The sequence below is a fragment of the Halocatena pleomorpha genome, from assembly GCF_003862495.1.
Lineage (GTDB): Archaea > Halobacteriota > Halobacteria > Halobacteriales > Haloarculaceae > Halocatena > Halocatena pleomorpha.
On record NZ_RRCH01000003.1, the window covers coordinates 262,140 to 289,127 of the forward strand.

Sequence of the window (26,988 nt, forward strand, 5' to 3'; positions counted from 1 at the left end):
TATCATGCGTTCCGGTCGTATCTGAGAGCGCTGCGATTCGAGTCGTCGTGGTCGGCTGGTGGTTCTCGTGATCGTTTCGGCTATCGGCTAGCGAAGTTGTACGCTCCTTTGGCGAGTTTCATCTCTGGGCCGACTGATTCGACGACGTAGTACGGCACCAGATCGCCGCTGAATTTCCCCTTGTACTCACAGAGCCGTTCCGTGTTCGCACCGACGAGATCGTAACGCGTCACCGATTCGAGCTGTGGCTCCGTGACGATGTCCTCGATGACCCGCTTGTGGAGGAGGCTGTTGACGCTCACGCCGTCGTACGTCGTCATGATCCCCCCAAGCCAGAAGTAGGCGGTGTCATCGGAGTAGAGAACGATGATACCGCTGCTGAACGATCCATCCGGCTCTCGCGCAACGTACACCCGGTGGTGTTCGGGCAGCGCTTCAAGGAGATCGCGTACGAATTCCCACGCGATCGGCGGCTGCATCCCTTGCTCCTCGAAATGGGATCCGACTGAGTCCCAGATGCGTTTGGCTGCGCCCCGTCCCTCAATACCGACGGTGACATCGATCTCTTCCCCGCGACGCATCTCGTTTCGGAGGCTCCGACTGAACGGATCCATCACCGTATCGTCGGTCACATCCGCAAGATCGAGGATGTAGGTGAACTCGGGCGTCACCTTGAGCTGATTCCACTGAAACGGCCGTGGATCGGCGTACGCCCGCGGACAGATCATACGGAACAACGTCAACCTCGCGTCGACGGAGAGATCGTCGAGGATCTCCGCCGTGAAGCCGTAGTTGACCGTCTCTTTCTTCCTTTGTTTCGGACTGTTCGATAACAACAACGGTCCGAGCCGCGGGATTCCCATCGACGGCGGCGGCGATGTCACGACGCGACCGACCGCCTTGTGATCGATGAACACTGGCAACAACGCCACCGGTTGATCGCCTTTGAAACCACCGTACAACTGCAGTTCCCCCTCGGTGTGGTTGTCGACAGCTTCGAGTGCCGGGGCTGTGTGGAACACTTCAGTCCCCGAGTCGGGGAGCACGTCGTTCCATTCTTCGAGGGAGAGGCTGCGGGTTTCGATCGAGTTCGTGCTCATCGTTGTCCCTCTCGTGATTGTGGTCGGAGCGGACAGCTCCGTCTCTGCGTCGCTTCGTTCGTGGTTACGATCCATCGCGTAGCGTTCGTTTCGATCATAGCGTATCACTCATCAGCTCCGTTCGGATAGTTTGCTGCTCGTTGTGGGGGTAGCTCGATTCACGAGATGGGGATACAGTTCGCCGGGTGGACCGATCCATGCGTCCAACTCGCGTGCGCGTTCAATGAGAAACCGGTACAGATCGGCGTAGCCGGGGAACTCCTGATCGTTGAAATATCGAGGATGCCAGAGGACAGTCATGACCGCCCCATGGTCGCGAGCCTCGCTGAGCAGTCGTTCGCACACCGTTCGCGCGTGCTCGGCGTGCTCCCCGGGATCGGGGAGTGTGGTCTCCATCACTGTCAGGGGAAAGACGATGAACTCGTCGTCGAACGGTCGTTTGACTCCGTATCCGTTGGTGAATCCGTACTCAGTACTCGATCCGAGACTAGCGTCGTACCGCAGTCCCATCTCGGCGTGATAGCGCCACGTCTCCGATCCGTCGAGATTAAGATAGTGTTGACGGCCGCCGAGGATCGTCTCCCCGAGGATCGATTCGAGAACCGCCTTCTCGTAGGTGAGACGCAGCTTGTCGCTGTAGGACTGGTACGAGCCGTGCAGTCCGATCTCCCAGCCGTCGGCGTTGAGCGTCCGGATGATCGACGCGACCTCCGAATCCGTGATGTCGTACCGCCCCATCTGCTGGATCCAGTTGTCCGACTGTGTCCACGCCTGTACCGGCTTCTCGTGGAACAGATCCGGTTCGTTCAGGAAATAAAACGCCGACCGGACCCCTAAATCATTTTCGAGCGACATGATCGTCTCGAACTGCCAGTAGGGGTTCTCTTCCGGGAGCGTCGACGCCAAGTGCGACGGATCGGAATCGACCAACGCATAGTACAGCGCTTGGAACAACGACTTGTACGGTCGATCGACATCGTGAGTGAGACACAGCGCAAACGGGCTGTTACTGACACTAGTGTCATCGTCTACATCTGTTGTAAGATCATGCATCAGCGATCACCTCAGCAACTCGTGGGGCGGCCTGCCCGTTTCCATACAACTGCGGTTTCGTTGCTGGCGTATCGATCCGGGCGAGTGCGCGACTGATCCGGGATCGGTCGGCACCGACGAGCGTGTTCCATCCACAGTCGATCGTCTGGACCCACTCGGTTTCGTCGCGCATCGTAACACACGGCGTGTCCAGATAAAACGCCTCGCGCTGGACACCGCCGGAATCGGTCGCAACCAGCGCAGCACCGTCGAGTAGGTGGACGAAATCGAGGTAACCGACCGGCTCGATGATCGTGAGCTGCTCGTTTGCGGTCTCGAACAGCCCGTACTCGTGGAGCGCTTGCTCCGTGCGCGGGTGGATCGGCACGACGACCGGAATGTCGACGCTCGCAAGTCCTTCAACGATCCCGGCGAGTCGATCACGGTCGTTTGTGTTCCCAGCTCGGTGAATCGTCGCAAGAACGTACTCCGTCGAGTCGATCCCGAGATCCGACCGAAGAGTCGATAGCTCGCTTGCCCGGTTACGGACGTACAACAACGCGTCGTACATCACATCGCCGGTCTCGTGCACCTCACCGCCAACGCCCTCAGCACGGAGCGTCTCCACCGCTCGTTCGGTCGGTGCGATCAACACATCAGCGAGGTGGTCTGTTGCGATCCGGTTGTGTTCTTCGGGCATCGCTCGGTTGCCGCTGCGCAGTCCGGCTTCGACGTGGACCAGCGAGGCTGATCGTTTTGCGGCGACGAGCGCGCCGGCCAACGTCGAATTGGTGTCTCCGTAAACGATCACCACGTCGGGGGACTCCGCAGCCATCACGCTGTCCAACTCGATCATCATGCGCCCGGTCTGGTCGGCGTGGCTCCCCGATCCGACGCCGAGGTTGTACGCGGGTTCAGGGATGTCCAACTCTTCGAAGAACACGTCGGAGAGCATCGCGTCGTAGTGCTGACCGGTGTGAACGACGGTCTCCTGGTGTTCACCGTCAAGCGCTCGCGAAACCGGAAACGCCTTGATGAACTGCGGACGCGCACCGACGATTGACAGAACGCGCTTACTCATTGTCCTCGATGGATATCGTCTCGTCGTTCGCGTAGCGCTCTTCGACCATCGTAAACACGACTAACAGTCCGCTGAGCACCGTGCCGAGCAGAGTGAGCCACGGCGGCGTCCGCTCTCGTGTGCGCAACCGAGCAGTGATCACGAGACCAGCGAACAGACTCGCAGACTCTGACATCGACGGAGAGAGCAGCCAGTTCCGCCGTAGTTCGGTTCGCAACCGCCAGAAAAACCGGCCCAACAGGAGCCACGACAGTCGAGGAATGAACGCGGTGTAATGGATACCGCTCTCCTCCTCGCCGTACACCGCCGGCATTGTGACATCCGCAATGGTCGCCCCCTCAACACTCAGTCGAATGAGCACGTCGTTTCGAAAGCCATAGCGGTCGTGGAGCTGCGACAGCGGAATCCGTTCCAGTGTCGCCGTGTCGATGGCGTTGTAACCGTTCTGCGGGTCGCGCATGCGCCAGTAGCCGCTTGCGATCCGGGTGAGGATCGTCAACAGGACGTTGCCAAACAGCCGGAACCACGACATCGATTCTATATGTGACCGCTTCGCCAGCCGGTTCCCCTTCGCGTAGCTGGCGCGTCCGTCGACGATTGGATCGAGCAGCCGATCGAGGTGAGCGGGATCCATCTGTCCATCGCCGTCCATCACGGCGACGATATCCACGCCGCTGTCCAACGCCTCTTGAAAGCCAGATTTGATCGCACCCCCGACACCACGGTTCTGCTCGTGGCGAACGGGAACGACACGGCGTTGGGAGCGATGACCGCCGTCGGGCAGCGGAAACGAGGACGTCTCCGCCGGTGCCATTGCCATATGCTCGGTGATCTCCGCCCACGTGTTGTCGGTCGAACAGTCGTCTACAGCGTACACTTCGTCGACAAAGGAGGGGACACTGTCGATGACATCACCGACCAGTCCCTCCTCGTTGTAAGCGGTGATCACGACGCCGACGGTGTGGTCTCGGTACATCTCACATCCCTCCAGTGAAATCGGAACCGCTCGTATCGATCGGTCGTCGAGTCACAGCATCGCTGGCCGCCCCTGCAGCGGGATCAGTCGCAAGCGAGTCGATCTGACGGACGACTTCCACCGCCCGCAGCCCATCGACGCCCGTGACGGCCGGTTCGGACCGGTCGTTTACCGAGTCGAGAAACGACGACAGCTCCGCTTTGAGCGGCTCACCGTTCTCGACGGTCGGCCGTTCAGTGATGCTTTCGTGGCGGTAGCGAACGCCATTGGCGGACTGAACGTACTCCGGTAGCGAGTGGCGGTGGATTCGAATCGACTGTTCGATGTAGTCGACGATCACGAGACAGTCTCTCGCCGTGATCCAACACTCCCGCACCTTCTGTTGGGTGAGCCGACTCGCCGTCACGGTACCGACGATTCCATCATCAAACTGCAGCGTCGTGGTGACGTGGCGGTTGTCGTGACACCCAACGGCGCTGATTGACAGGGGATCACTTCCGAGCAACGCGAGTAGAACGTCGATGTCGTGAATCATCAGATCGTACGCCACGCTCTTATCGAGGTCCCGGTCGACTGGGGGACCGAGCCGGCGCGCGTCGACCGCTATCACGTCGAGATCCGCAAGGATGTCCATGAGCGTCTGGATCGCGGGATTGAACCGTTCGATGTGCCCGATCTGCAAAACTACGTCCTGCTCACGAGCGCGTTCAATGAGGTCTCGTCCGACCGCCGGTTCACGGACAAACGGCTTTTCGATGAGCACATCGACCCCTGCGTCGATCGCTTCACGTGCGACCTCGGCGTGGGCGTGTGTCGGAACAGCGATCGAAACCGCCTCGGCCCGGTCGAACACGCTTGAGCGATCAAGAACGCGGGTGCTGTACTCCGTTGCGACCGACTGCGCACACGTATCGTCTTCGTCAACGACACCAACGAGATCGGCACGCGGCAACTCTGAATAAGCGCGTGCGTGGTGACTTCCCATCGTACCGACGCCGATTACCCCAACTGAAATCTGCTCAGACATGGTTTGCTTTAGAGCGGGTGTCATGGGAATCTGTTATCGCGCCAACTGCCTGCGAAACAGGAGATACTGTACAGCCCGGCCACACTCTGCTCGGACTCGGGACGGAACCCAGTCCCAGTACCTGTGTGCAGGTTCGAAGTAGCGCCATACGACAGAGGCGACACCAGTTCATTGCTTTGTTATTCTCAGATTTCATCGAGTAATAACGAATTTCTGAAAATGGTTTCAGGCAATGACGTTCCTGCGTTCTCCCCCCGATTAACGATCGAACGCGGCTCTTACTCGGCTGTAGACGGGATCTCGATCGTGATCTGAGAGACAGTAACACCGGGTTACGAGTCGTAGGACGAGTGTAACAAAGGCCGTAACCGGTGAACGTCTCGACTCGGTGGCGACGACCACAAGCCCGACGGATAATGACATGTCAAAAGACCAAGATGAAGAGGATTCAGAGCCGTTATCACAGGATCTCGTTTTCGATCTCCTGAGTAGCCCTCGACGTCGGTTCGTACTGCATTATCTTCGGTCTGAATCGGATTCGCTCGCGTTGACAGCACTCGCTGACGAAGTAGCCGCGTGGGAGTACGAAACTCCCGTTGAGGAACTGAGCGACCAGGAACGCAAACGGGCGTACGTGTCTTTGTATCAGACCCACATCCCGAAGTTGGCTGACGCCGGCATCGTGGAGTACGACACGGACAGTGGCGAGGTCACTCTCGCACAGGCAGCCGGTGTTGTCGACGCGTATCTCCCAGACGAAGCGGGTCCGGAGATACCGTGGGAGTTCGTGTATCCGTTGTTGACGATCGTCTGCGTCGTGCTTTTCGTGATCGGGCTAATTGACATCGGTCCGTTTTCAGCGACGGTAGCGGGGGTGCTCATTCTCCTTCTGTTCGGCATTACATCGTTCGTCCATCTCCTGTGGGTGAGACACGACAACCAACAGCTGCCGATCGATGTGACTGAGAATGAGTGAGATCACCCACCAGACACCGATCGCAATGGGGATGGCTACAGCGTCCCTCTGCCAGTCGATACTCACACCAGTACCGACGATCGAACGCGTGTGCCCTCGGGGCGCAGTACGAGACCAACGAGTGTTAGAAATGAGAACGAACGCCATATCCAAGGGGTGTACTATCCATGTCCGAGTCGAGTAATGAAACGAGGGGTCTGCAGACGTTGTTAATCGGCATCGACGCGGGAGCTCGATCGATACTCGAACCACAGTTCGATCGACACCAACTGCCGAACTTACAACGGCTGTTCGAGGGGGCCAGCGGCGCGCTCGAATCGCAGATTCCGCCGTGGACCGCGAGCGCGTGGCCCTCCCTGTACACAGGGATGAATCCGGGGAAGCACGGCGTGTTCGATTTTCTCGACTTCGAGGGGTATGAGTGGAGCGTCGTCAACGCAACGCACGTTCGTCGACGCTCGTTGTGGGAGTATCTCGATAAACACGGCTACCGAAGCGTCGTCGTCAACGTCCCCGTTACGCATCCACCTCGACCGTTTGATGGCGCACTGGTCCCCGGTTACACCGCTCCCGAATCGCCCGAATGTCATCCTCCGGGACTGTTTTCGGAGATGGTGGACGCGATCGGTGAGTACAAGGTGTACGGGACGGTCGAATCAGCGACCGACTGCGTCCGAATGCGAGGCGACGCGTTCCGGTATCTCGTCGATCGCTTCGAACCGGATTTCGGGTTCGTACAATTTCAATGGACTGACGCCATCTGTCACAAGCGGCCGGGCGACTGGACTGAATTAGAACGGGTGTACGGCGCGGTCGACCGGCAGATCGGAGAGATCATCGATGTCTGTTCGCCTCGAAACGTCATCGTTGTGAGCGATCACGGGATGGGTCCGTACAACGGACGGACGTTTCTGGTCAACGAATATCTCGACCAACAGGGGTACGTCCAAACCACCAACGGCGGCATCGGGATGCCGTCGTGGTCCGCCGTTCGTGACCGACAACTCAAGCGAGGCGTCAGCGCCACACGATACGATACGAGCTTCATTGAGCGACTGACGGCAGTGGCGGCGCGGTTCGGAATGACGAGCCAGCGCATCGAATCGCTCCTCTCGGTGTTGGGTCTCAAGCAGTTCGTGCTCCGGCACGTCCCGACGACGGCGATCAGTACCGCGGCTCAGCAGGTCGATTTCCCCCGGTCACGGGCGTACATGCGATCCCGGACCGAGCTAGGCGTTCGGATCAATCTTGAGGGACGCGAGCCGGAAGGGATCGTTCCCCAAGGAGAGTACGAATCGATCCGGTCCGATCTCATCGACCGCTTGCAAGCGGTCGAAACGCCGGCCGGCAACCCAGTGTTCGAATCGGTCGTGCGCCGCGAACAGCAGTTCAGCGGCCCGTTCTCTGATCAAGCACCGGATATCGTGACGATACCAACGGATTTCGATCAGTTCCTCTCAACCCAAATCGGCACGCAGCAGTTCAGCGAGCCGAACGAGCCGTGGAATCACAAACGCGAGGGAGTCATCGCCGCCCTCGGTGAGTCGATTGACGAGGCAACACCACTCACAGACGCACATCTGTTCGATATCGCGCCGACTGTGCTCGCTACGTTCGATGTGCCAGCAGACGTCGCCATGGACGGGCGGGTGCTCCCGATCGTCGATTCGGTCGGTGAGCAGGAGTATTCACCGTTCGAACTCGAATATCGGCGTGTGACTACCGATGAATCGATCGAAGACCGGCTTGCGGACCTCGGATACATCGAGTGACTGTCGTTCAGCTCGTTTTAACGGTGTCGGTGCGAGCAGTCCGAACGACGCCGATCCCTGGACGGCCATCGAACCACCACACGACGATGGTCGACAGCAGTAAACCCAGCTCGCCACCCAGATACGCTCGACCGGCCGGAGTCATGAGGAAGCCACCGGTTCGCTTGAGAAGGTGAGAGACCTTCGAGAGAACACTGAAGCTCTCTCCTGAACCGACCGACACGAACGGCCACCAGAGGAATTCGGTCCACAGTCCGTTGCCATACACCAACGGATAGAGCACGTCCCCAGGGAGGTGAAGGAGATATCCCATCACGAACGCGATCCCGAGCTGTGGAACCCGCCGGCGATGTGAAACCACGAGAACGAGCGCGGAGGACACGCCCGCAACGAGTGCCGAGTGGGCGAGCGAGTTTCCGGAGGGCAACAGTCCGAACTGCCACGCGAGCGGTTTGTCCACTATGTCCGGGAACTGTGTTCCGACCACAAGCGCGATCGTTGCCCACTCCGTGGGCGGGGAACCGGTTCGCACCCGACTGTACAACGAGTAACACAGATAGCCGACGGCGAGATGTTCCCACGGCCACATTGGTGGTCAGCGCCCCCGTATATCGCGCGTCTGGTTTCGCTGTAACGGTGTCGGTCCTGGATCGGTGAGTCCGATGTACACCGTACGGTACGCGTTGGCTGCGGTCGGGACCGCTGGCGGCTCGCCTTTGTAAACGAGATACCGTAGCCGGAGGTTCGATCCTCGGCCCGATGGCGTGACGGTGTGGTTCACACGACTTGTTGCACCCGCTCTGACAGTGGTTTGCAGCCGCTGTAACTCTTGTGACGAGCGCACGTTCGTCCGTTGCCCATCGTAATCGATCTGCTGTACGACGACGACGGTCGTGTACGTGACCGTTCGTTCCTCCCGATTGGTGATCGACAGGGTGAGTCGATCACCGGCGGTCACGGCCGTTGAATTCGTCACGAACGTGAGTTCGCCGCCAGAGGGTGTGAGAATCGATACACCAGTGGATGTCTCCGCTTCGTTGGGCACCAACACCCCATAGCCGAGCGCTACCACGGCTGCAACGACCGACAGCACCAACAGCAGGTTCATCGCCGTGCCGAGTACTCCTTTGTCGACGCTGTCGGACCACAGCCCCGAGAGCCAGCGATCGACTGGGAGACGATAGCGTTGATTGTGTGGGAGTTTGATGCGCCGGTACGCTCCGTAGATCATGCCGAGTCCGATCTCGACTGACAGCACACCGAGTAGCACTCGGACGCCAAACCCCACGGGAGACAGCGTCCACAAGACGAGACCGATCAGTGGCAGCAACGCAAGACTCACCCCAAACGACAGGGCCGCGCGTTCGATACCGTCGATTCCGGAGGAAAACGCGTCAAGCGCACCGTATCTGGTCCGAAACTGACTGGAGGGGAACAGTACCGACAACAGGGCGTAGCCTGGGAAGAAGAACAACAACGGTAGCCCAACCGCTACGCGAGCTGGAAGCGGAAACGAAAGCACGGCGAAATCCGCGGCCGCCACAAAGCCGATGACCGCGATGACTTCACCGAGTACTAGTCCGATCTGTATCCGATGATTCCACGAATCCGTCGTGTTAGTCATCGCCGCCCCACTGTCGCTCGGTTGCGTCGTCGCTTCGGTATGGTCCGTTTTCTCATCACTACCGGTTGTCGTCTACATCCGTACCACAGCCAGCGATCGGTGGTGTACATTCCCGTGTCCCTTTTCACCCCGCGTCCACGCATTGTTATACATATATTACTCCGCGAGTGCAAGCCCGACTGTCCCGTGGACCGAATCAGAAGTAATCGGATGATAGATCGCACACCGAACGGCGAAAACGACTTGGATCGTGGTAATTTATGCGAAACAGAACAGATACCGGCTCGATACGACGGTTCGAACCATATTTCACAAACAGCGCTGCTGTCCGACGGGGGAACAGCCACAGAGACACACCGACAAGTGCGGTATGTGGTATATTACTAAACCCGTCTTCGAGCAATACGGAACGCTGTAAGGACGACTGTGACACCATGGAGGGTATCCAATGACACAAAACTGGGACGAAGTGAGCTTCGTTATCAGCTCTAACTACCGAGTTGCCGTGCTCCAACGACTCGCGGTCGGTCCTGCGACCCCATCGCAGATCGCCGACGACGCTGAGATATCGATTTCACACGTTTCGCGCGCGTTGGGTCGGCTTCGGGAACGGTCTCTGGTTGAACTGCTCGTGTCCGAAGACCGCAGAAAAGGGCGCGTCTACGGCATCACAGAGCATGGGACAGAGATCTGGGAGACGATCGAGGCCGAAAATCTCGTTTGAACCGATCGCAACCGGATCGATCCGGTCGGAGCGTGGTGAAGAACACCGATAGGTCCTCCTCTGTTGTCGAACGATGTCTCATTCGGAACCCTCTGGATCTTGTCGTAAAAAAGCAGTAAGCCGTGGTTAGTCGTCGGAAGCCGTTTCTACTGGGTCGGACTCCGGCTGGGAGCGGGTCTCGCCACCGTCGATGCCTGCATCCGATTCGGGCAGTAACAGTTCTGGTGTTCGCTCGTGCATACTGGCATTCGCAAACGAAATGATGCGCTCCCAGTCACTTTCGGTCAGCCACTCGGACATCACTGCCGGATACGTTCTTACTCAGCAAAGTTATTAGCTGCTTACACAGTTGAGAGCGCTCGAAACCCACGAGTTCGACAACCACGCGCATCTGACGGTCGATCGATCACGACGAAATCATGAGTGCCACTCAGTTGGCGTTATACCTCAGATAGCTCCCGAATGATGCGACGGACGTGGCCGAGCGAGTACGAAACTTCGTGTTCGCGCTCGATGTGTTTTTGGAGAAGCTCCGGCGTCCATATCGACTGTTCGTAACCGAGATCGGTAGGGGACGCGTCGAGCGCGTTGCGCACTGCCGCTTGTTGTACATCGTCCAGTTTCGGCGGTCGTCCCGGTCGGGAGTCATCCTCGATCGCGGCTTCGATCGACCGGGATTCGAAACGATCAAGCCACGAGTACACTGTCGAACGCGATAGCCCATACCGTGTACTCAATGTATCGACCGAAACACCGTCTTTATACGCCAACGCGATCATGAGACGCTTTGTGGCCTTCGCACTCTCGGCCTCCTCTAGGGCCGCCAACAGGCGATCACCCGAAATGTCTGCGAGCTTGTCCATAGCGTGGCTACTATCTATAGGTAAAAAAATCTAAGTATTTCGCGGTGTGATGTATTTCGATCGAAACGGGCTGACACGCTACTACTGGCTCGTTCCGTGCGATCGTGATTCCAACCGAACAACTCATCCGCCATCCACATGAACCCATCATCAGTTGTCTTACTACGTCACATGTCGACAGGGATCGATCATCGCTGTCAACTCTTTCTCTTACAGGTATGTAATATTTTCCGGTGGCGTTATTGACCTACACCCTGTACGATCCTGTATGAATCTTCCGTCACCGATGACGATTCAGGGGATGTACGACTATCTCATCCTGTTCATCCTCTTGTTCGCTGCCGTTTGTGGGGTATACATCGTTGCGGTATACCTCGGGATGGCCCCAGGTCTCTAACACAACGCGTCAGTCAAGCGTCGCAGCTGCTACCGTGATCAATGAAGAGTAGCGAACACGCTCCCACGCGATATCGTGTCTTTACCGCGACCTCTACCGCTCAGCAGAGACAGAAGAGGAAATAAACGCTGGTCGGGTTTCTTTCCGTCCTTTTGTCTATCGGACACCCGAATCAGTGCCTCTCTCCAGTTGATGACGTGCTCGTAAGTATCACAGTCATCCATTACAACAGTACTATTGTTCGCGTCTCGATCGATCATTCAGTGGGAAACGGCGTTAGAGTACGAATATTTTTGTTCACCTCACTCAATCCAAAGATCTCCGTATCGGTCACGTGGGAGACGGCCACTGATGTGGCGTTGTTCGTTCGACTGCCAGAGCGTTTCTGACATGGGTTGCTAACGCAGAGGGATGTTTTCTTAACGGGTGGGTCCGTGTGTCGAAATATGGTCGAAATTTCGGACGCGCTCCGCACAGTGTTCACCGGAACGATCGAACGACGCGACGAGAACTACGTCATCGAGGTGCCGATGGAAGAAGTTTCACACGGGACGATTCGGGAGAACAGCGTGTACCGGGTCGCGCTGTTGAACACACCCGGCCAGCAGGTGAAACGGCGACCGGAGTCCGTCGACTCGACACCGCCGGTGTCGGAAGGTGAGCAACGAACAGTGACGATCGAAGCCGTGGGACGGGAGGGCGACGGGATTGCCAAGGTCGAGCGGGGGTACGTGATCATCGTGCCTGGCGGTGAACCCGGTGAGGAGATCGAAGTCGAAATCGAGCGCGTCACCCCGTCGGTTGCATTCGCAAATGCCACCGACCACGAAATCGCCTCTGAGCCGACATCCGACGAAACGCCGTCTGCGTAGCTGGGAATGAAACTGAAACAGCTGTCCCTATTGTAGCCGAGTACCACGGGACTGTACTCGGTATGAAAGCGTTCCTCTGCAACTCTTATATTGCTGGGTGACAGATCGATAGCGTATGAAACGTCGTCACACGCTCGATACGCTGCTCACTGACAATTCACTCGAAGCCGTCTGGTTCGCGCGACCGAACGCCTTCAGTTGGCTCACTGGGAGTGACAATGTCATCACAGTTACCGATCCCGTTGGCGTTGCTGCGGCCGGCTACGACGGCGATTCGATGGAGATCGTCACCGCCAACAACGAGGCAGATCGCATCCGCGAGGAGTTGCCCGAGACGACGGTCCGATCCTATGAGTGGCACGAATCGACGCTCGCTGAGGCGGTCGCAGAGCGGTCACCAACGCCTGCAGCTGCTGATTTCGACGTTTCAGGGTTCGACTCCATCGACATCTCGCCGTACCGACAGCCACTCACCGACGATGACATCGAACAGTACCGTGCACTCGGAGCGGAGACCGCGACAGTAGTCGAGGAGGTGTGTCGGTCACTATCCACAGACACGTCCGAACGAACGGTTACGGCGCGGTTGAAACGCGCGTTCGAAGAACGGGGGATCACCGTCCCCGTCGCGCTCGTCGGCGGCGCGGAGCGGGTCCAGCGCCACCGGCATTTTACACCGACAGACGCGGCCGTAGGCGCGTACGCCATCGTGACACTGTGTACCGTTCGTGCCGGACTCTGTATCTCGATCACTCGAACGGTCGCGTTCGATCCACCCGCGTGGCTCTCGGACCGCCACCACGCGGCCGCACGGGTCCACGCGACGGCGTTGGCCGCGACCCGTGACGTTGGACTTCGTGGTGGAACCGCAAGCGAGGTGTTTGGGGCCATTCAGGACGCCTATGCGGCTGTCGGCTATCCCGATGAATGGCGACTCCACCACCAGGGAGGGGCCGGGGGCTACGCTACGCGCGAGTGGATCGCAACGCCGGATTCGGACGCCCCCGTCACGCTCCCGATGGGGTACGCGTGGAATCCCACCGTCCAAGGCGCGAAATGCGAGGACACCGTTATCGTCACCGATGACGGGTTCGAAACACTCACCAGAACCGGGGAGTGGCCCACGACATCGACGGACGCTGTCGGCTTTGATCTCTCTCTCCCACAGCACGACGTTCTCGTCCAGTAGCTCGGTTCGATCGCTCCGTGATATTCATAAGTCATTGGATGCGCGGCGAGGAACGGGTCGGTGTCGTCCCGCGGATGCGTCGACGGGTTTACTACAGGATTGTTTATGATTGGATCCGCTGTATCAAAACGCCATATTAATACATTATTTTTATTACTGATTGCTTGTAGAATGGATACTGACCACTCAACTCAGACCGCGTGGTGGCAAGCAACTGACCGCCGTGGACGACCATCGCACACACTCGTCCTTTCCGCGTCTTAATTTCGTTGGTAGGTGAGATCGCTTCATACTACTCACTCACAGTAACCATACATTTTCGATCAGCGGTAGTAGGCGTTTGTCCTCTAAGACAAGGAAGTTTAACATATTCGACGACCATACGACGACGCGAATCGTCAATCACGCGTGTCTCACCGAAATAGAATTACAAACGTACGCCTGTAACCGAATCGAGACACGTCATCCTAACCATCAGGAAAACCGGTTGTGAAACCGGAGCGAGTATACAATAACATATGTTTGTATTGGTCATACAGTCCAGTGCACTCAACCGTCACACGATGGAATACGATTAGGACTAGCCACGATAATCACAACAAATAAACGCAGCAGGATATATGCGCATTTCATTGTGCTATAGAGCACAAAATCGAAGATCCGTAAACAAACATCAGGTGAACCGTCCCCGTTCCCATCCGAATCTGTGTATAATTAATTGTATTCAGAGCAGTGACACCGGTTTCAGGTAGCCACAGTCAGTAGTGCGTGTCGTTCCGGTGTGCTTATAATGTATTAGGCTAGCCTAAACACATGAGCGGCGAACGAAGACGGGATGTCGTGATCCCACGGCTCACAGATCGTGTGATCCCGCAGGTGTCCGGTGGGCGAGAACGAGGTGGTGAGCAAGCGCGATGAGCGAGCGTGAGTCCTCGGTCACGCGTCCCCGATCTGATTCGAAGCCGCTACAGTGGCTTTTTGATCCGTCGCTGCTAGCGTTGTGTGGGGTAAGCGTACTGCTCGTCGCCGTCGGAGGGTTGGTACAGGTGAGTTTCGGTTCTTACCAGATGTCGCTCACGGAAGTATGGCAGGCGGTGTTCAACCCGGCTGTGTTGTTCGATCTCCGGTGGCTGTCCAAATTCATACTCGGTGACTCCGTAATGCGATCGATAACGGGCTTTACGGGGACGCTTCCAGAACTCGACACATCGACGACCGTCGTCTGGAACATCCGGTTGCCACGGGTACTGCTCGCCGTGTTCGTCGGGATGAACCTCGCGGTGTCGGGCGCGATTTTTCAAGCGGTCACGCGAAATGAACTCGCAAGTCCGTTCGTGTTAGGGATCTCTCACGGTGCCGGGTTGGTGATCTTGCTCACGCTCGTCGTGTTCACGGGTCTCACCGCGTGGCTCCCGATCGTCGCGGCGCTCGGGGGCGCAGTGGCGTTCACCATCGTGTACGCGATCGCGTGGAAAAACGGAACCAGTCCCGTCCGGTTGGTGTTGGCGGGCATCATCGTAGCAACGGTGTTTCAGTCGCTCCAGCGGTCGCTGTTCTTTTTCGCCACCGACATCGGCACCGCCCAAACCGCCATGGCGTGGATGACGGGCTCGCTCACGGGCGTGGGTTGGACGCAGTTCCGGATAGCGCTGCCGTGGACGATACTTGTCATGGCGTTGTCCATCATCAGCGCCCGACAGCTGAACGTGTTGTTGCTCGGTCAACGCACAGCGAAATCACTAGGGATGTCCGTCGAGCGTGTTCGCTTTGCGCTCTCAGGTGTTGCCGTGCTCGCCGCTGCTGTGAGCATCGCAGTCGCAGGCGTCGTCAGCTTCGTCGGGTTGATCGTTCCCCATCTAGTTCGAACCCTCGTCGGAAACGATCACAAGAAGCTGATCGTCGGGTGCCTGTTCACTGGTCCGGCGTTGATGGTCGTCGCTGATGTCGGCGCTCGGCTTGGCCCATCGATACTGATCGGTGCAGCCAACCAACAGCTCCCTGTCGGCGTCGTCACTGGTCTCATCGGAGGGCCGTATTTCCTCTATCTCATGCGGAAACGGCAGCAGCTCGGAGACGTCTAATCGAACACAGCTCCGAACCACACCAAGGACGGGCTTACCACACTCGAAGCTGATCCAATCGTGGAAGGTGGCTGCCACCGATCTCAACCAGTCCAAGTTCGTCAGCCGCGGCGTAGATGAGCAACGACCCAATGAACGTTGCGGGGGTCAATATGAGATGCCACACGATCGTGTTCTCGATCCCGTATCCGAGCAGGCCTAAAACAGCACTTCCGTTTTGTAAAACGAACAAAACAGAGGGATGGACTACGTACACCCCGACGGCGTATTTGCCAAGCGACGGTAATGGGGTAGATTTCCCGAGCGCCGGCCGCGAGAGGAGAAAGAGGAACAACGAAACGGTCAGTAGAACGGTTACAATCGTGTAGCTCGGTGCGTAGACGCTGTGAGCAAACGTCCGCTCAGCCATAATGTAGCCAAGTACGTATCGCTCTGCGATATGGAGTACGCCGAAGAGAACGGTCGCCCCGAGGTACAGTTTGCTTCGCTCGGTGGCCGGTTGCCAGTCGTGGGCAGAGATGTAGTAGCCGAGACTAGTGTAAAAGAATCCGAAAAATAGTGCATCCCGATTCGGGAATGGAATATCTACGAACATCGTATAGCTTGCTCCCAAGAGACCGACAACGTGGAATCCGAGTGAGACCGGGATCAGATATTTCGTTTTGTCGACTGTGACGAATAGAGATATCAGTGCTAAGGAGTACAAGAGTGCTGGCAGAAACCACAGGATTTCTGAGATTGAATCACCATAGTATAGCAGTTCTAGAGGAGACATGAACCCGATTATTTCGTGTGTGGCGTTGCTCATGAGGTTTCCATGTTGGATGTGGGTGCTCACGACGGTGCCCACGAGGAACACAGGGGCAGTGAGCAGGATCCCGAACACGTAGATCGATGTGATTCTCCTGGCCCGCTGGAAGAAATACTCAGAAATATTGGTATTCGAAATGTTGGTCGCAAAGAAGTACCCAGATGTCATGAAAAAGAAGGGGGACAGCAAATCTTGCGGCAGTATTTATGACAAAATTGGCTATATTTCCGTATGTGCCAAGTCCCATGAATGGATCTGTATGGATCGAAATAACAAAAACGATTGCAACTATTCGTGTTGAATCTATACTGTAGATTCGGTTAGTCACAGGGGGCGGAACGTCTGATTAGCCCGTATATTTTTTGGCCAGAATGTAGATGTTGCGCATACCAGATAGAATATACATCAAAAAAATACTGTTCAAAAATATTTGTTATCTACTGTTGTAGAGTAGTGCCTGTCCAGTCTGGGCTGTTTGGGACAGTGGTTGTACACACCAGATACGTCGTGTTGTCGATTCAGGTGTGCAGCCTCAGTCATCAGCCACACGAGTATCGACACGATAATCCCGGCTGACTTCCTTCCACGTGTTCGAAACGAACCGGTAGTAGTTGAGGGTCGCTGGGATCGCTGTTTCCGCGACGAACGCGAGATACAGTCCGGTGAGACCGAGGGAGGTGGTAGCGCCGAGGTACGTGAGCGGAATCGAACAGCAGAACATCCCCAACGCTTGGCTGAAGAAGGTCCACCGTGTATCACCGCTGGCGTCAAGGAGTCCAGCAGCGCCTCCCGAAACGCCTTGGAGAACGACCGCGAGGCACGCGACCGAGACGAGCGACACCGCGATCGGAACCGACGGATCGTCCGGCCGGCTGACGAAGCTCATGACGATCGGCTCGGTGAACAGAAACACCAGCGCCGCCGACAGGAGATACACCGCGACCGCAAACCGGACGATCTCCCGTCCGTACGCCTCGGCCGCCGTTTCGTCGCCACGGCCGAGGGTTTGTCCGACAAGGCTGCTGGCGGCGAGACCGAACCCCCAGCCGGGGGTGTTCATCAGTCCCCAGATCCGCCGAGCGATGACGAACGCCGCGACGACTTCCGATCCGAACAGCGTGAGAATCGCCAGCATTGGGAACTCCGCGACCGTCCAGACGAGGTTACGGCCAATAACAGGAACACCGATTTCCAACAGCTGTTCCCCGAGATCGGCGTTGAGATACGGTCCGAGCGGATCGATCTGGATCGGAAGTTCCCGGCCTCCGGGCACGCGACCGGCGAGCAGCAACAGCGCGAACGTTCCGGTTACGAGCACATTCGAGGCGACAGTGCCGATCGCCGCACCGACAACACCCAACTGCAGCCCGAGGATCAAGACGGCGTTCAGCAGGAGGTTCGAGATCGCACCGCCCGAACGGACGATCATCGGCGTCCACGCGTCATCGATCCCGATGAACACGCGGCTGCCGATGAGGTTCAGCCCTGCGAACGGAACACCAAGTCCCACGTACCGGAGATACGACGCGCCGAAGTCGATCACCGCCGCGTCGTCGCTGAGCACCGAAATCAGTTCGGTCGGGAACAGAAAGAACACGATCGAGATCGGAACCGTAAGACCGACGACGATTACGACGCTCGTCCGGACCGCCTGACCGAGTTCATCGAGTTCCTCGGCACCGAACCGCTGTGAAACGAGCGCGATCGTGCCGGCAGCAAGCCCGCCGCCGGCTGCAAACGCCAGTCCCCAGTACGGGCCAGCCAGCCCGACGCCTGCGATCGCTGTGGATCCGAGTGCAACGCCAACCATCGCCACGTCGACGGCGCTTTTCGACATCCGTGCCACACCGGTAACGATGCGGGGCCACGCTAACTCCGTGATCCGACGCGCGCGCTCGCTGCTAACCAGCTCCACACGAACAAGCACGCGGCCGACACAGAGCACAACCAGTCGGATGGGATTTGGAACGCGAGACATAGAGTACCCGGTACTCTCCGGTCTGGTATAGGAGTTCGTTCACCGGTAGGAACGACCCGTTCGAACCCTCCCATGTAGTGGGAAAGTTATTAAGACAGTGGAATGATCCTAGACGGAGATGAGCGAGATCGGTCGGTGGCGGTACCGCCATACCGTTCTGTTGTTGTGCGTGCTGGCGTATTTCGGCGTCCGGTTCATCGAGTTCGCGCTCGCGCTCGTCTTTCCAGATATCCAGACCGCGCTCGGCACGTCCGTCTTCACCATTGGGGTGGCGGTCACGGCGAGCACAATCACTTACGCGCTGTCCCAACTCCCCAGCGGAGCGCTGGGCGACCGGTTCGGTGAGCGGCGGGTGATCATCGCCGCTCTCGGACTGACGGGAGTAGCGAGCTTGGTGCTCCTTGTTGCCCCCGTCGGCGGAGCCATCGTCGCCGGAATGAGCATTATTGGAGCCGTCACCGGAACGTATTACAGCCCTGCCACGGCGCTGCTGTCCGATCTGTTTGAGCACACCGGTCGCGCGGTCGGAATCCACCGGGTCGGCGCGCAGGTCGTCGGACTCACGGGACCAGTCGTCACGTTTCTCAGTGTCACCTACGGTTGGCACACCGTGCCCCTCATCAGCGCGGCTCTCGTGGTTCCGTTGACCGCGGGGTTCGTGCTGTTCGTACGCACGCGAACGCCGAACCGTCCTGACAGATCGATCCACGAACAGCTACAGCCCTCCCGACTACTGTCACTGTTGTCCCGTCCATCCGTTGCGTTTACCACTGCGATCGCCAGCGTCGGCCAGTTCGTCGACGTAGCGACGTTCTCGTTTTTGCCGTACATCCTCCGGGCGTACGTGGGATTCTCCTCGTCGGCTGCCGGGATGTTGTTCACGCTGTATTTCATCATCGTGGCCGTCGTCCAACCGGTTGCTGGCTGGCTCTCCGATCGATTCGGGCACGATCCCGTGACGGTCGGGGTGCTCCTCATCGGAATCCTCGGGCCAGCGGGACTACTCACCGGAGCGACGACGCCGGCGATCGCCGGGGCCGTTGTCTGTCTCGGCGTCGGCATGGGATGGAGTTCGCCTGTCCAGTCACGGGCTATCGACCAGCTCAGTGACGACGAGCGGGGCACCGGGTTCGGGCTGATCCGAACCGTCTACATCGGATTCGCAAGCCTCTCTGGCGTCGTCGTCGGCAGCGCCGTCACTCTCGGTGGGTGGGCCAGCGCGATCGGGATCCTCGCCATCGCCTTCTTCGTTCCAGCTGTTGCGCTCTCTGTGAACGCGACCTTCCGGCTCGGGCTGTAGCACGTTTCTCGGCACGCCGTCCACCTGTCTCGCACTGCTTGCGGACCAGCCATGAGACCTCACGGCCTGTTAAGACGACAGCGGCCCAACTCCGACACATGTACAGTGACGTGCTCATTCCAACCGACGGGAGCAAGGGGATCGAGGGAGCGATCACCCACGGACTCGCGCTGGCCGAGCGGTATGACGCCACCGTTCACGCGTTGTCGGTGGTCGACCTCGGGGTCTTCGAGGAGATCGACACGGATGTATCGTTTCTGCAGTCGGTTCGGGAGTCGCGCACTGCGGCAGCCCATCGGGCGACAGCAGCCGTGCAATCACAAGCGTCCGACTACAACGTGACTGTCGTGGACGCCGTCCGGGAGGGGGATCCGGCACACGAGATCGTTTCGTATGCGGATGAACACGCCGATCTGATCGCGATGGGAACTCACGGACGGACGGGGTTGGGGCAGTATCTGCTCGGCAGCGTCACCACATCGATCGTCCGAACAGCAGCCGTTCCGGTGTTGACCAACCGATTGACTGATCCCCCTCGGTCGACCGCGTACACGGACATCCTCATTGCGACGGACGGTACCGCTGGTTCGGCCGCCGCGATCGAGCACGCGATCGCACTCGCCCGTCGGTACGAGGCGACGCTCCACGCGCTGTACGTCGTAGACACGAAGCTCGATCAGAATCTTCCGGTCCAGAACGTACTCGAACAGGACGGCCAGCGCGCAGTCTCTGCAGTAACGACGGCTGCGGAGTCAGATGGCGTTTCGACGACCAAGCAAGTCGTTCCGGGGATTCCCCACGAGGAAATCCGGTCGACGATCGAAGAGCGTGACATCGATCTGCTCGTTCTCGGCACCCACGGTCGGAAGGGACTGGACCGGTTCGTACTGGGCAGCGTCGCTGAACGCCTGATCCGGGTGGCCGATATCCCCGTGTTGACCGTCCGATCGACGGACGCCGCCGGCGAATAAGCCGATCAATGTGACGAGCGAGTGTTTGACGCTGCACTGTCGAGCGCGGCTTCAGTCTCGCCGGCCAACGCCTCGACAACCGACGACGCAGTGGGACGGTCGTTGATCAGACCCACACTTTGACCGGCGTACAACGGGAGTTCATCGATATTGCCTGTGGTTTCGGGAACGGCGAGTGAGTCCGCGTACCGCTCGATCGGTTCGCCGGTCGGGGTGGTAGCCACGTGATCGCCACCACCAGGACGGTCTGTTTCCGGTTTGCCAGCAGCACGCCACCGATCGACGGTGTCGTTTTCGACTACCCGGTGGGGAACGTCCGGCCATCCCCGATCGAACAGTGTCGAGTAGACGGTATCGGTCTCCTCGGCGTCGATCACCCGCTCACGGTAGCGGTCGTGGACGTGAGCCTCCGCTGTCGCGACGAATCGCGTCCCGAGCCACGCGCCAGCCGCACCTAGCGTCAGCACTGCCGCGACGGTACGGCCATCACCGATCCCGCCCGCGGCAATCACCGGCGTCTTGGGCACTGCATCCACGACGCGGGGCACCAACGGGAGCGTCGCCACCTCGCTTTGGACGTGCCCGCCCGCTTCCCACCCTTGGGCGACGACGATATCCACACCGGCATCGACCGCTGAGCGGGCTTGTGCGGCAGAGCCGACGGTTTGCATCACGACAGCACCGAACTCGTGTACCCGATCCACGTGCGAGGCAGCGTCCCCGAACGAGAAGGAGACGATGTCGACCGACTGCTCGGCGCAAATATCGAGATGTTCCTCCGTCGGAATCGTTGTCGCGTCCTCGTCGAGAACGAGGTTCACCCCGACCGTCCCTCTCTCGTCAGTCAGTCGTTCGGTCTCTGACAGGCACGCCCGAGCGTCGGCATGCGGTCGCCACGTGAGCGCGAGCATCCCTACTCCGCCGGCGTTCGCCACTGCGCTGGCGAGTGCCGGACACGTCGCGCTCCCGATCGGGGCCTGCACGATCGGCACGTCCAGACCGAACAGCTCTGTCAGCTCCGTTGTGATTTCTGCCATCCCTTCTGACGCTCGTCTCCGACAGGGAAATAGATGGATCGTCTCTGTCCGTCTTCAGTACCGATTTCCGTCCGCATCAAACCGAGCGTCGTAGATACGCTGGCGCTGGTCGTCGCTCAGTGAAATGGTCGTCGCACCGACGTTCTCATCGAGTTGTTCGACGGACCGCGCGCCGACGATCGGAATGCACGTGAACGCCTCCTGATCCATCAGCCAGCGCAGCGCCACCTGTGCCGGCGTCGCGTCGACTTCTTCGGTGACGGAGCGGATCGCGTCGAGCACGTGCCAGCCTCGTTCTGACGTGTAGTACGCACCAAACTGGTCATCGAAGCTCCCCCGCGAGCCGTCGGGAGCCGTCACTGCCTCCGGGTCTTCTGGATCGGCGCGTTCGTACTTCCCCGTGAGAAAGCCACCGGCCAACGGCGAGTACGGACAGACAGCGAGGTCCTGATCCGAACAGACATCGAGATACTCTCTGACATCCTCATAATAGGCGGCGTGGGTGAGCGGCTGAGTGACGGAAAAGGGCTCCCAATCGTTGCTTTCACTCTTCCAGAGGGCTTTGGTGAGCTGCCACGCGGCCATCGTGCTCGCGCCGAGGTAGTTCACGCGTCCGTCTTCGACCAGTCCGTTCAGCGTCGAGAGGGTCTCCTCGATCGGCGTCTCCTCGTCCCATCGGTGGATGTAGTACAGGTCGAGGTAGTCGGTGCCGAGTCGGTCGAGCGTTCCTTCGATCTGATTCCGGATATGGGTGCGCGAAAGACCGCCGTCGTTGGGATGCCCGCCGTTCGCGTCGGTCTCGAAATACACCTTTGAAGCGAGAACGAACTCTTCGCGGTCGCGCTCGTCAAGCCACTCCCCGATGTACTGTTCCGCAGTTCCCGAGGGTGACCCATAGACGTTCGCCGTATCGATGAAATTCCCGCCCCGATCCGCGAACGCGTCGAGTAACGTGTGGGCAGCCGTCCGATCCGTTTCGACGACACCACCCGTTTCGCGGCCGAATCGCCACGTCCCGAAACACAACTCCGATACCGCTGTTCCCGTCGACCCGAGCTGTCGGTACTCCATGCAAAAAAAGTCACCACCATCGTCAAAATAGCTTCCGGCGGGCGGCTCACGCCTCCGCTCGGACCTGCTCGCGCGCCGCCTCGAAATGCTCGGCGGTAATCGTGATCTCCTCGGCGCGTTCGGTGGCGGCGTCGGGACCGAGATCGGACGCGAATTCCCGGATGGCGAGCATCGAAGCCTGTCGAATGAGGGCTTCGAGTTCGGCACCCGACCAGCCGTCGGTAGTGGCAGCGAGCGCGTCGAGATCCACGCCGTCGGCGTACGGCTTCCCGTCGCTATGCACCTCGAAGATCGCCCGCCGTGCGGGTTCATCCGGCAGCGGAATCTCGACGTGTGATTCCAGTCGGCCAGGGCGGAGCAGTGCTGGATCGAGGGCTTCGCGTCGATTCGTCGCTGCCAACACCATCAGGTTGGGATTGTCGGTCATCCCGTCGAGTTCGGTCAGCAGTTGGGAGACGACCCGCTCGGTCACCTCGTGGGACTCTTCCCGACGGCCAGCGAGCGCATCGATCTCATCGAAAAAGACGATCGTAGGAGCGGTCTGGCGGGCGCGCTCAAACAACTCACGGAGGGCTTTTTCAGACTCTCCGACGTACTTGTCGACGAGTTCAGGCCCAGCCACGTGGATGAAGTTCACATCGCTCTCACCGGCGAGCGCGCGCGCGAGTAGCGTTTTCCCCGTGCCCGGTGGACCGTACAGCAACACGCCCGAGGGCGGTTCGGTCTGTGTTGTCTCGAACAGCGCGTGGTAGGTGAGCGGCCATTCGACTGCCTCTCTGAGGGTGGCTTTCGCGTCTTCAAGTCCGCCGACATCGTCGAACGTGGTTGTGGGCGTCTCGACCACGTACTCCCGCATTGCGCTTGGCTCGACGGCGGCCATCGCCGCTTCAAGATCCGAGCGGACAACAGTCAACTCCTCGCTGTCTGTGTTACGGTACCGACGGAGCGCGATCATCGCCGCCTCGGTCACGAGTGTCCGGACATCGGCTCCGACGAACCCGTGGGTTCGTGTCGCAAACTGATCGAGATCCACGTCCGCAGCGAGGGGCATCCCACGCGTGTGGACATCGAGGATCTCGCGGCGACCCGATTCATCAGGAACCCCGATCTCGATCTCTCGATCGAATCGTCCACCACGTCGGAGCGCCGGATCGAGTGTATCGACACGGTTGGTCGCCCCGATGACGACGACTTCCTCCTGTGACCCGATACCGTCCAGCAGCGTCAGCAACTGCGTTACCACCCGGTTCTCCATGTCCGCCTCGTCGTCGCGCGAACCGGCGATGGAGTCGATCTCGTCGATGAAAACGATGGTTGGTGCCTGCCGAGCCGCCGTTTCGAACGTTTCGCGCAGTCGTTCCTCGGTGTCGCCTTTGTACTTCGAGACGATTTCGGGGCCGGAAATCGTCTCGAAGTGGGCGTTCACCTCGTTAGCGACGGCTTTCGCAATGAGGGTTTTTCCGGTGCCGGGAGGACCGTACAGTAACACTCCTTTCGGCGGATCGACGCCCAACTGGCGAAACAGCGCGGGATCGGAGAGGGGCAACTCGATCATCTCACGGATCTGTTCGAGTTCGTCGTCCAGCCCCCCGATATCCTCGTAGGTGATCCGGTCGGAGGTGGACGGCGTGGTCGCCGGCTCCGCTCTCCCCTCAGTGGACTGATCGGGAGTCCCCTCGGACGACGCCCAGTCGGTGCTGTCGTCACCGTCTTCTGCGGTGAGCGAAACGGTCGTCTCGTCGGTGATCCGGACCATTCCGGACGGCGTCGTGCCGGCGATCGTCACGCGGGCACCGAGCCGTTCGAGGTACACCGCTTCGTTCGCTTGCACCGGCCGGTCTTGCAGTTCGTGTTTGAGTGCCGACGCGATACCGTCCGAATCGGGAACAGTCGGTAGCTCGATACGAACACTTCTGGCATCCGTAACGTCGATCGGACGGATGCGTATCTGGTCACCGATGTTTACGCCCGCGTTCTGTCGTGTCTCAGCGTCCATACGAACGACACCCTGATCGCCGCCCGGCCACACTTTCGTAACGGTCTGTCGGGGTCCGTCGAGAAGGATCGTCTCACCGCTCAACACGCCGAGCGCGCGACACGTTGAGCTGGCGAGTCGTGCGATTCCACGCCCCGCGTCGCGCTTTCGTGCACTTTGAACGGTCAGTTCAACCGCTTGTTCCATGTTCGAGTTACGTGACACCCCCCCTTGAGACCATTGTCCGATAGTCTCACTGAAGCATATCCCCGGGGTATCCACGCAACTCCTTTATTGAGGAACACCAATAGAGATGTATGGTCACACAGGTCGAACGGGATGATACAACATGGCACACCTGCGAGGCCTGCGGTCTCATGTTCGACAACGAAACGGAAGCGAAAGAACACGAAGAGCGGTGTGAGTCAGACGAACCGAACTACATCCAGTGACGGATACTGTCGCCCCGTCGAACGGCAGGGATGGGGCGTCTGTACCGGACTCTCACAGTGAAACCAAAACGGAACCATTATACATGACTCGCCCAGAGTAGTGAATACACGCCGAAGTACGCTCCGGTAGTGTAGTCCGGCCAATCATATTGCCCTCTCGCCCGTGCTCGCTTTCGGGCGTCGCGGGGAGATAGGCAATGACCGGGGTTCAAATCCCCGCCGGAGCATCGTTTTGTAGTAATTCTCGATTTTTGTGTAATTCATATCACAGACGGACGCGTGTCTCACGCGCTGCTGGTAAGCGACCATCACGACACAAGCACCTCGATCGACACCTTCACTCCGAGCGCGAAAAAACCACCCGCGTGAACGATCGTTCGGAGCGATCGCGTTAAATCTCGTCTTGTTCTTCGAGCTGATCGATCACGTCGTCAACGAAGGCTTCAGGCGTCTCGTACGGGAAGTCACCGCTGCCAAGTTTGGTGTTAAGTTCCATGGCCGTCATGGAGAAGTCGCCCGATTCGAACTTCGTCGATGGCCCACTGGGAAGCGCAGGGACAAGATCCATCGGACTGTTGATCGGGTAGTCGGCACCGCCGAACGCGTCGAGCATCTGTTCTCGGAGTTCGTCTTTATCTACCATGATACATCACCAATAAGCGTCGACGCTACCAAAAAGTTGCACGGAACTGCTGCAAAAAGAACCGAAGTTTATTTTTCCAAAATTGATCTACGGAGTTGACACTACATCCGTCTACATCGATCGGGATCGAACACGACACTACTCGAACGTCACGTAACCATCTCGTTTTCTGCGTTGGTAGGATCGGAAACTCATCGCCACCCCGTTGGTAATGACCGTCTCGTGTCCCATCCCGGCGCTCGTCTCCGAAACCGGCACCGGTGCGTCGCTGATCTCGGTGTCATCGAACCGATCGTAAACGTACGGAACGTCACTTCCGATCATGGGACTGCATTAGAAACAACACCATAAAAAATTTTCCCAGATGCTGTGAATGGATTTTTGATCCAAGAACGTCATCAGAATACGTCTGCTCGCCAGGCAAGGAGATCTTCCCGATCGCGGGTATCTTCGGGGAGTTCGGAGAACCAGCGCGCTTGGCTGATCTCACCGTCCGGATCACAGACATCGGTTTCGACGGTGTTCGCTCGGGCCGCAAACACCGGCATGACGCCCCACGTTCGGTGGTCCCGATAGACCACCTCAACACGGGTGAGCGTCGCCAGACCGTCGTACGTCACGTCGATTCCTGCTTCCTCAGCGAGTTCACGCCGTGCGGCGTCGTGAAAGGACTCTCCGGTATCGAGTTGGCCACCTGGGAGTACCCACATATCGACCTCCTCGTGACGAACGAGGAGGAGTTTCCCTGTGGGTCGATAGACGATCGTGTGTGACCCGTAGGGGGCACCCGATCGAGAGATCCGCTCAGCAAGCGTTCGAAATCGCACCCGACTGACCGTCTTGGTTCGAGTGAATTCGAGTGGGTCGTTGTAGTGTTTTGTCAGCTGATGGTACGCTTTTTCAGCGCTCTGGGCGGCCCGGTCAGCAAGAAACCAGAGATCATTGAGCGTCATCGTTGTCGAGCACTGGGTCCCCCACGATGACCGAATGTACCACACCCACGCCAATAAACTTCACCGGTGAATGTGTCTGAGAA

The 26,988-nt window shown here is 58.7% G+C and carries 27 protein-coding genes and 1 tRNA gene; 11 read left to right on the forward strand and 17 right to left on the reverse strand.

The genetic code is table 11. The features are described from left to right. Nucleotides 1–80 precede the first annotated feature (80 nt). From EIK79_RS02345 to EIK79_RS02365, 5 genes are all read right to left on the reverse strand, one after another. The gene (locus EIK79_RS02345; protein ID WP_124953711.1) at nucleotides 81–1,085 is read right to left on the reverse strand and encodes a GNAT family N-acetyltransferase; all 1,005 of its coding nucleotides are present in this window, start codon (nucleotides 1,083–1,085) and stop codon (nucleotides 81–83) included. A 126-nt stretch (nucleotides 1,086–1,211) separates the two neighbouring features. Next, on the reverse strand, nucleotides 1,212–2,153 hold the full coding sequence (locus EIK79_RS02350; protein WP_124953522.1) for a polysaccharide deacetylase family protein: 942 nt from the start codon (nucleotides 2,151–2,153) through the stop codon (nucleotides 1,212–1,214). Then, nucleotides 2,146–3,213 (reverse strand): non-hydrolyzing UDP-N-acetylglucosamine 2-epimerase, encoded by a 1,068-nt coding sequence (wecB, locus tag EIK79_RS02355; protein WP_124953523.1) that lies wholly within the window; start codon nucleotides 3,211–3,213, stop codon nucleotides 2,146–2,148. Before wecB ends, EIK79_RS02350 begins: the two co-directional genes overlap by 8 nt. Next, entirely contained in the window at nucleotides 3,206–4,189 is a 984-nt protein-coding gene (locus tag EIK79_RS02360; RefSeq protein ID WP_124953524.1) for a glycosyltransferase family 2 protein, read from the reverse strand. The genes wecB and EIK79_RS02360 overlap by 8 nt, the downstream gene beginning before the upstream one ends. Nucleotide 4,190: 1 nt before the next feature. Beyond that, on the reverse strand, nucleotides 4,191–5,216 hold the full coding sequence (locus tag EIK79_RS02365; RefSeq protein ID WP_124953525.1) for a Gfo/Idh/MocA family protein: 1,026 nt from the start codon (nucleotides 5,214–5,216) through the stop codon (nucleotides 4,191–4,193). Nucleotides 5,217–5,637: 421 nt separating this feature from the next. Here EIK79_RS02365 and EIK79_RS02370 point away from each other — a divergent pair, with 421 nt between their 5' ends. Then, a complete protein-coding gene (locus EIK79_RS02370) occupies nucleotides 5,638–6,192 on the forward strand; it encodes a DUF7344 domain-containing protein (RefSeq protein ID WP_124953526.1) in 555 nt (184 codons plus the stop codon). Nucleotides 6,193–6,359: 167 nt separating this feature from the next. Then, nucleotides 6,360–7,964: an alkaline phosphatase family protein gene (locus EIK79_RS02375; RefSeq protein ID WP_124953527.1), complete on the forward strand. Its 1,605-nt coding sequence runs from the start codon at nucleotides 6,360–6,362 to the stop codon at nucleotides 7,962–7,964. 7 nt (nucleotides 7,965–7,971) lie between these two features. Here EIK79_RS02375 and EIK79_RS02380 read toward each other — a convergent pair whose 3' ends face one another. Together EIK79_RS02380 and EIK79_RS02385 are read right to left on the reverse strand one after the other, a co-directional pair. Further along, the gene (locus EIK79_RS02380; protein WP_124953528.1) at nucleotides 7,972–8,553 is read right to left on the reverse strand and encodes a metal-dependent hydrolase; all 582 of its coding nucleotides are present in this window, start codon (nucleotides 8,551–8,553) and stop codon (nucleotides 7,972–7,974) included. 6 nt (nucleotides 8,554–8,559) lie between these two features. Continuing rightward, a complete protein-coding gene (locus EIK79_RS02385) occupies nucleotides 8,560–9,588 on the reverse strand; it encodes a DUF1616 domain-containing protein (RefSeq protein WP_124953529.1) in 1,029 nt (342 codons plus the stop codon). Nucleotides 9,589–10,036: 448 nt separating this feature from the next. On the opposite strand from EIK79_RS02385, the gene EIK79_RS02390 reads away from it, so the two are divergent. Then, nucleotides 10,037–10,312, forward strand: coding sequence for a winged helix-turn-helix domain-containing protein (locus EIK79_RS02390; RefSeq protein ID WP_124953530.1), 276 nt, complete (start codon nucleotides 10,037–10,039; stop codon nucleotides 10,310–10,312). Between the two features lie 126 nt (nucleotides 10,313–10,438). Here the strand turns inward: EIK79_RS02390 and EIK79_RS17885 are convergent, their stop codons facing one another. Together EIK79_RS17885 and EIK79_RS02395 are read right to left on the reverse strand one after the other, a co-directional pair. Beyond that, nucleotides 10,439–10,612 (reverse strand): hypothetical protein, encoded by a 174-nt coding sequence (locus tag EIK79_RS17885; RefSeq protein WP_185715482.1) that lies wholly within the window; start codon nucleotides 10,610–10,612, stop codon nucleotides 10,439–10,441. Nucleotides 10,613–10,752: 140 nt separating this feature from the next. Further along, entirely contained in the window at nucleotides 10,753–11,175 is a 423-nt protein-coding gene (locus EIK79_RS02395) for a helix-turn-helix domain-containing protein (protein ID WP_124953531.1), read from the reverse strand. Between the two features lie 268 nt (nucleotides 11,176–11,443). On the opposite strand from EIK79_RS02395, the gene EIK79_RS18915 reads away from it, so the two are divergent. From EIK79_RS18915 to EIK79_RS02410, 4 genes are all read left to right on the forward strand, one after another. Then, nucleotides 11,444–11,572, forward strand: a complete 129-nt coding sequence (locus EIK79_RS18915) for a hypothetical protein (RefSeq protein ID WP_267900514.1) — start codon at nucleotides 11,444–11,446, stop codon at nucleotides 11,570–11,572. 446 nt (nucleotides 11,573–12,018) lie between these two features. Continuing rightward, nucleotides 12,019–12,444 carry a TRAM domain-containing protein gene (locus EIK79_RS02400; RefSeq protein WP_124953532.1) on the forward strand — a complete coding sequence of 142 codons (426 nt, stop codon included), beginning with the start codon at nucleotides 12,019–12,021 and terminating at the stop codon, nucleotides 12,442–12,444. Nucleotides 12,445–12,559: 115 nt separating this feature from the next. Continuing rightward, the gene (locus EIK79_RS02405; protein WP_124953533.1) at nucleotides 12,560–13,633 is read left to right on the forward strand and encodes a M24 family metallopeptidase; all 1,074 of its coding nucleotides are present in this window, start codon (nucleotides 12,560–12,562) and stop codon (nucleotides 13,631–13,633) included. 914 nt (nucleotides 13,634–14,547) lie between these two features. After that, nucleotides 14,548–15,714, forward strand: coding sequence for a FecCD family ABC transporter permease (locus tag EIK79_RS02410; protein ID WP_124953534.1), 1,167 nt, complete (start codon nucleotides 14,548–14,550; stop codon nucleotides 15,712–15,714). Between the two features lie 34 nt (nucleotides 15,715–15,748). Here EIK79_RS02410 and EIK79_RS02415 read toward each other — a convergent pair whose 3' ends face one another. Together EIK79_RS02415 and EIK79_RS02420 are read right to left on the reverse strand one after the other, a co-directional pair. Further along, entirely contained in the window at nucleotides 15,749–16,693 is a 945-nt protein-coding gene (locus EIK79_RS02415; protein WP_124953535.1) for an acyltransferase family protein, read from the reverse strand. A gap of 364 nt (nucleotides 16,694–17,057) precedes the next feature. Then, a complete protein-coding gene (locus EIK79_RS02420) occupies nucleotides 17,058–18,503 on the reverse strand; it encodes an MATE family efflux transporter (protein ID WP_124953536.1) in 1,446 nt (481 codons plus the stop codon). Nucleotides 18,504–18,621: 118 nt separating this feature from the next. Here EIK79_RS02420 and EIK79_RS02425 point away from each other — a divergent pair, with 118 nt between their 5' ends. Together EIK79_RS02425 and EIK79_RS02430 are read left to right on the forward strand one after the other, a co-directional pair. Continuing rightward, a complete protein-coding gene (locus tag EIK79_RS02425) occupies nucleotides 18,622–19,803 on the forward strand; it encodes an MFS transporter (protein WP_124953537.1) in 1,182 nt (393 codons plus the stop codon). 98 nt (nucleotides 19,804–19,901) lie between these two features. After that, nucleotides 19,902–20,774 carry a universal stress protein gene (locus EIK79_RS02430; RefSeq protein WP_124953538.1) on the forward strand — a complete coding sequence of 291 codons (873 nt, stop codon included), beginning with the start codon at nucleotides 19,902–19,904 and terminating at the stop codon, nucleotides 20,772–20,774. Between the two features lie 5 nt (nucleotides 20,775–20,779). On the opposite strand, the gene EIK79_RS02435 is transcribed toward EIK79_RS02430, so the two are convergent. The 3 genes from EIK79_RS02435 to EIK79_RS02445 are packed head-to-tail and all read right to left on the reverse strand — an operon-like array spanning nucleotide 20,780 to nucleotide 25,064. Continuing rightward, the gene (locus EIK79_RS02435; protein WP_267900518.1) at nucleotides 20,780–21,850 is read right to left on the reverse strand and encodes an NAD(P)H-dependent flavin oxidoreductase; all 1,071 of its coding nucleotides are present in this window, start codon (nucleotides 21,848–21,850) and stop codon (nucleotides 20,780–20,782) included. A 15-nt stretch (nucleotides 21,851–21,865) separates the two neighbouring features. After that, nucleotides 21,866–22,882 (reverse strand): aldo/keto reductase, encoded by a 1,017-nt coding sequence (locus tag EIK79_RS02440; protein ID WP_124953540.1) that lies wholly within the window; start codon nucleotides 22,880–22,882, stop codon nucleotides 21,866–21,868. 46 nt (nucleotides 22,883–22,928) lie between these two features. Further along, entirely contained in the window at nucleotides 22,929–25,064 is a 2,136-nt protein-coding gene (locus EIK79_RS02445) for an AAA family ATPase (protein WP_124953541.1), read from the reverse strand. A 110-nt stretch (nucleotides 25,065–25,174) separates the two neighbouring features. Between EIK79_RS02445 and EIK79_RS18920 the strand changes: the two genes are divergently transcribed. Next, nucleotides 25,175–25,309 (forward strand): DUF7128 family protein, encoded by a 135-nt coding sequence (locus tag EIK79_RS18920; RefSeq protein WP_267900515.1) that lies wholly within the window; start codon nucleotides 25,175–25,177, stop codon nucleotides 25,307–25,309. 120 nt (nucleotides 25,310–25,429) lie between these two features. Further along, nucleotides 25,430–25,536: transfer RNA gene (locus EIK79_RS02450), tRNA-Glu, on the forward strand. Between the two features lie 164 nt (nucleotides 25,537–25,700). On the opposite strand, the gene EIK79_RS02455 is transcribed toward EIK79_RS02450, so the two are convergent. The 3 genes from EIK79_RS02455 to EIK79_RS02465 all read right to left on the reverse strand — a co-directional run bounded on the left by EIK79_RS02455 (nucleotide 25,701) and on the right by EIK79_RS02465 (nucleotide 26,905). Further along, on the reverse strand, nucleotides 25,701–25,952 hold the full coding sequence (locus tag EIK79_RS02455) for an MTH865 family protein (protein WP_124953542.1): 252 nt from the start codon (nucleotides 25,950–25,952) through the stop codon (nucleotides 25,701–25,703). A gap of 138 nt (nucleotides 25,953–26,090) precedes the next feature. Further along, nucleotides 26,091–26,276: a hypothetical protein gene (locus EIK79_RS02460; protein WP_124953543.1), complete on the reverse strand. Its 186-nt coding sequence runs from the start codon at nucleotides 26,274–26,276 to the stop codon at nucleotides 26,091–26,093. Nucleotides 26,277–26,350: 74 nt separating this feature from the next. After that, complete coding sequence (locus EIK79_RS02465) at nucleotides 26,351–26,905, reverse strand: NUDIX hydrolase (RefSeq protein WP_124953544.1); 555 nt, start codon at nucleotides 26,903–26,905, stop codon at nucleotides 26,351–26,353. Between the last annotated feature and the right edge of the window lie 83 nt (nucleotides 26,906–26,988).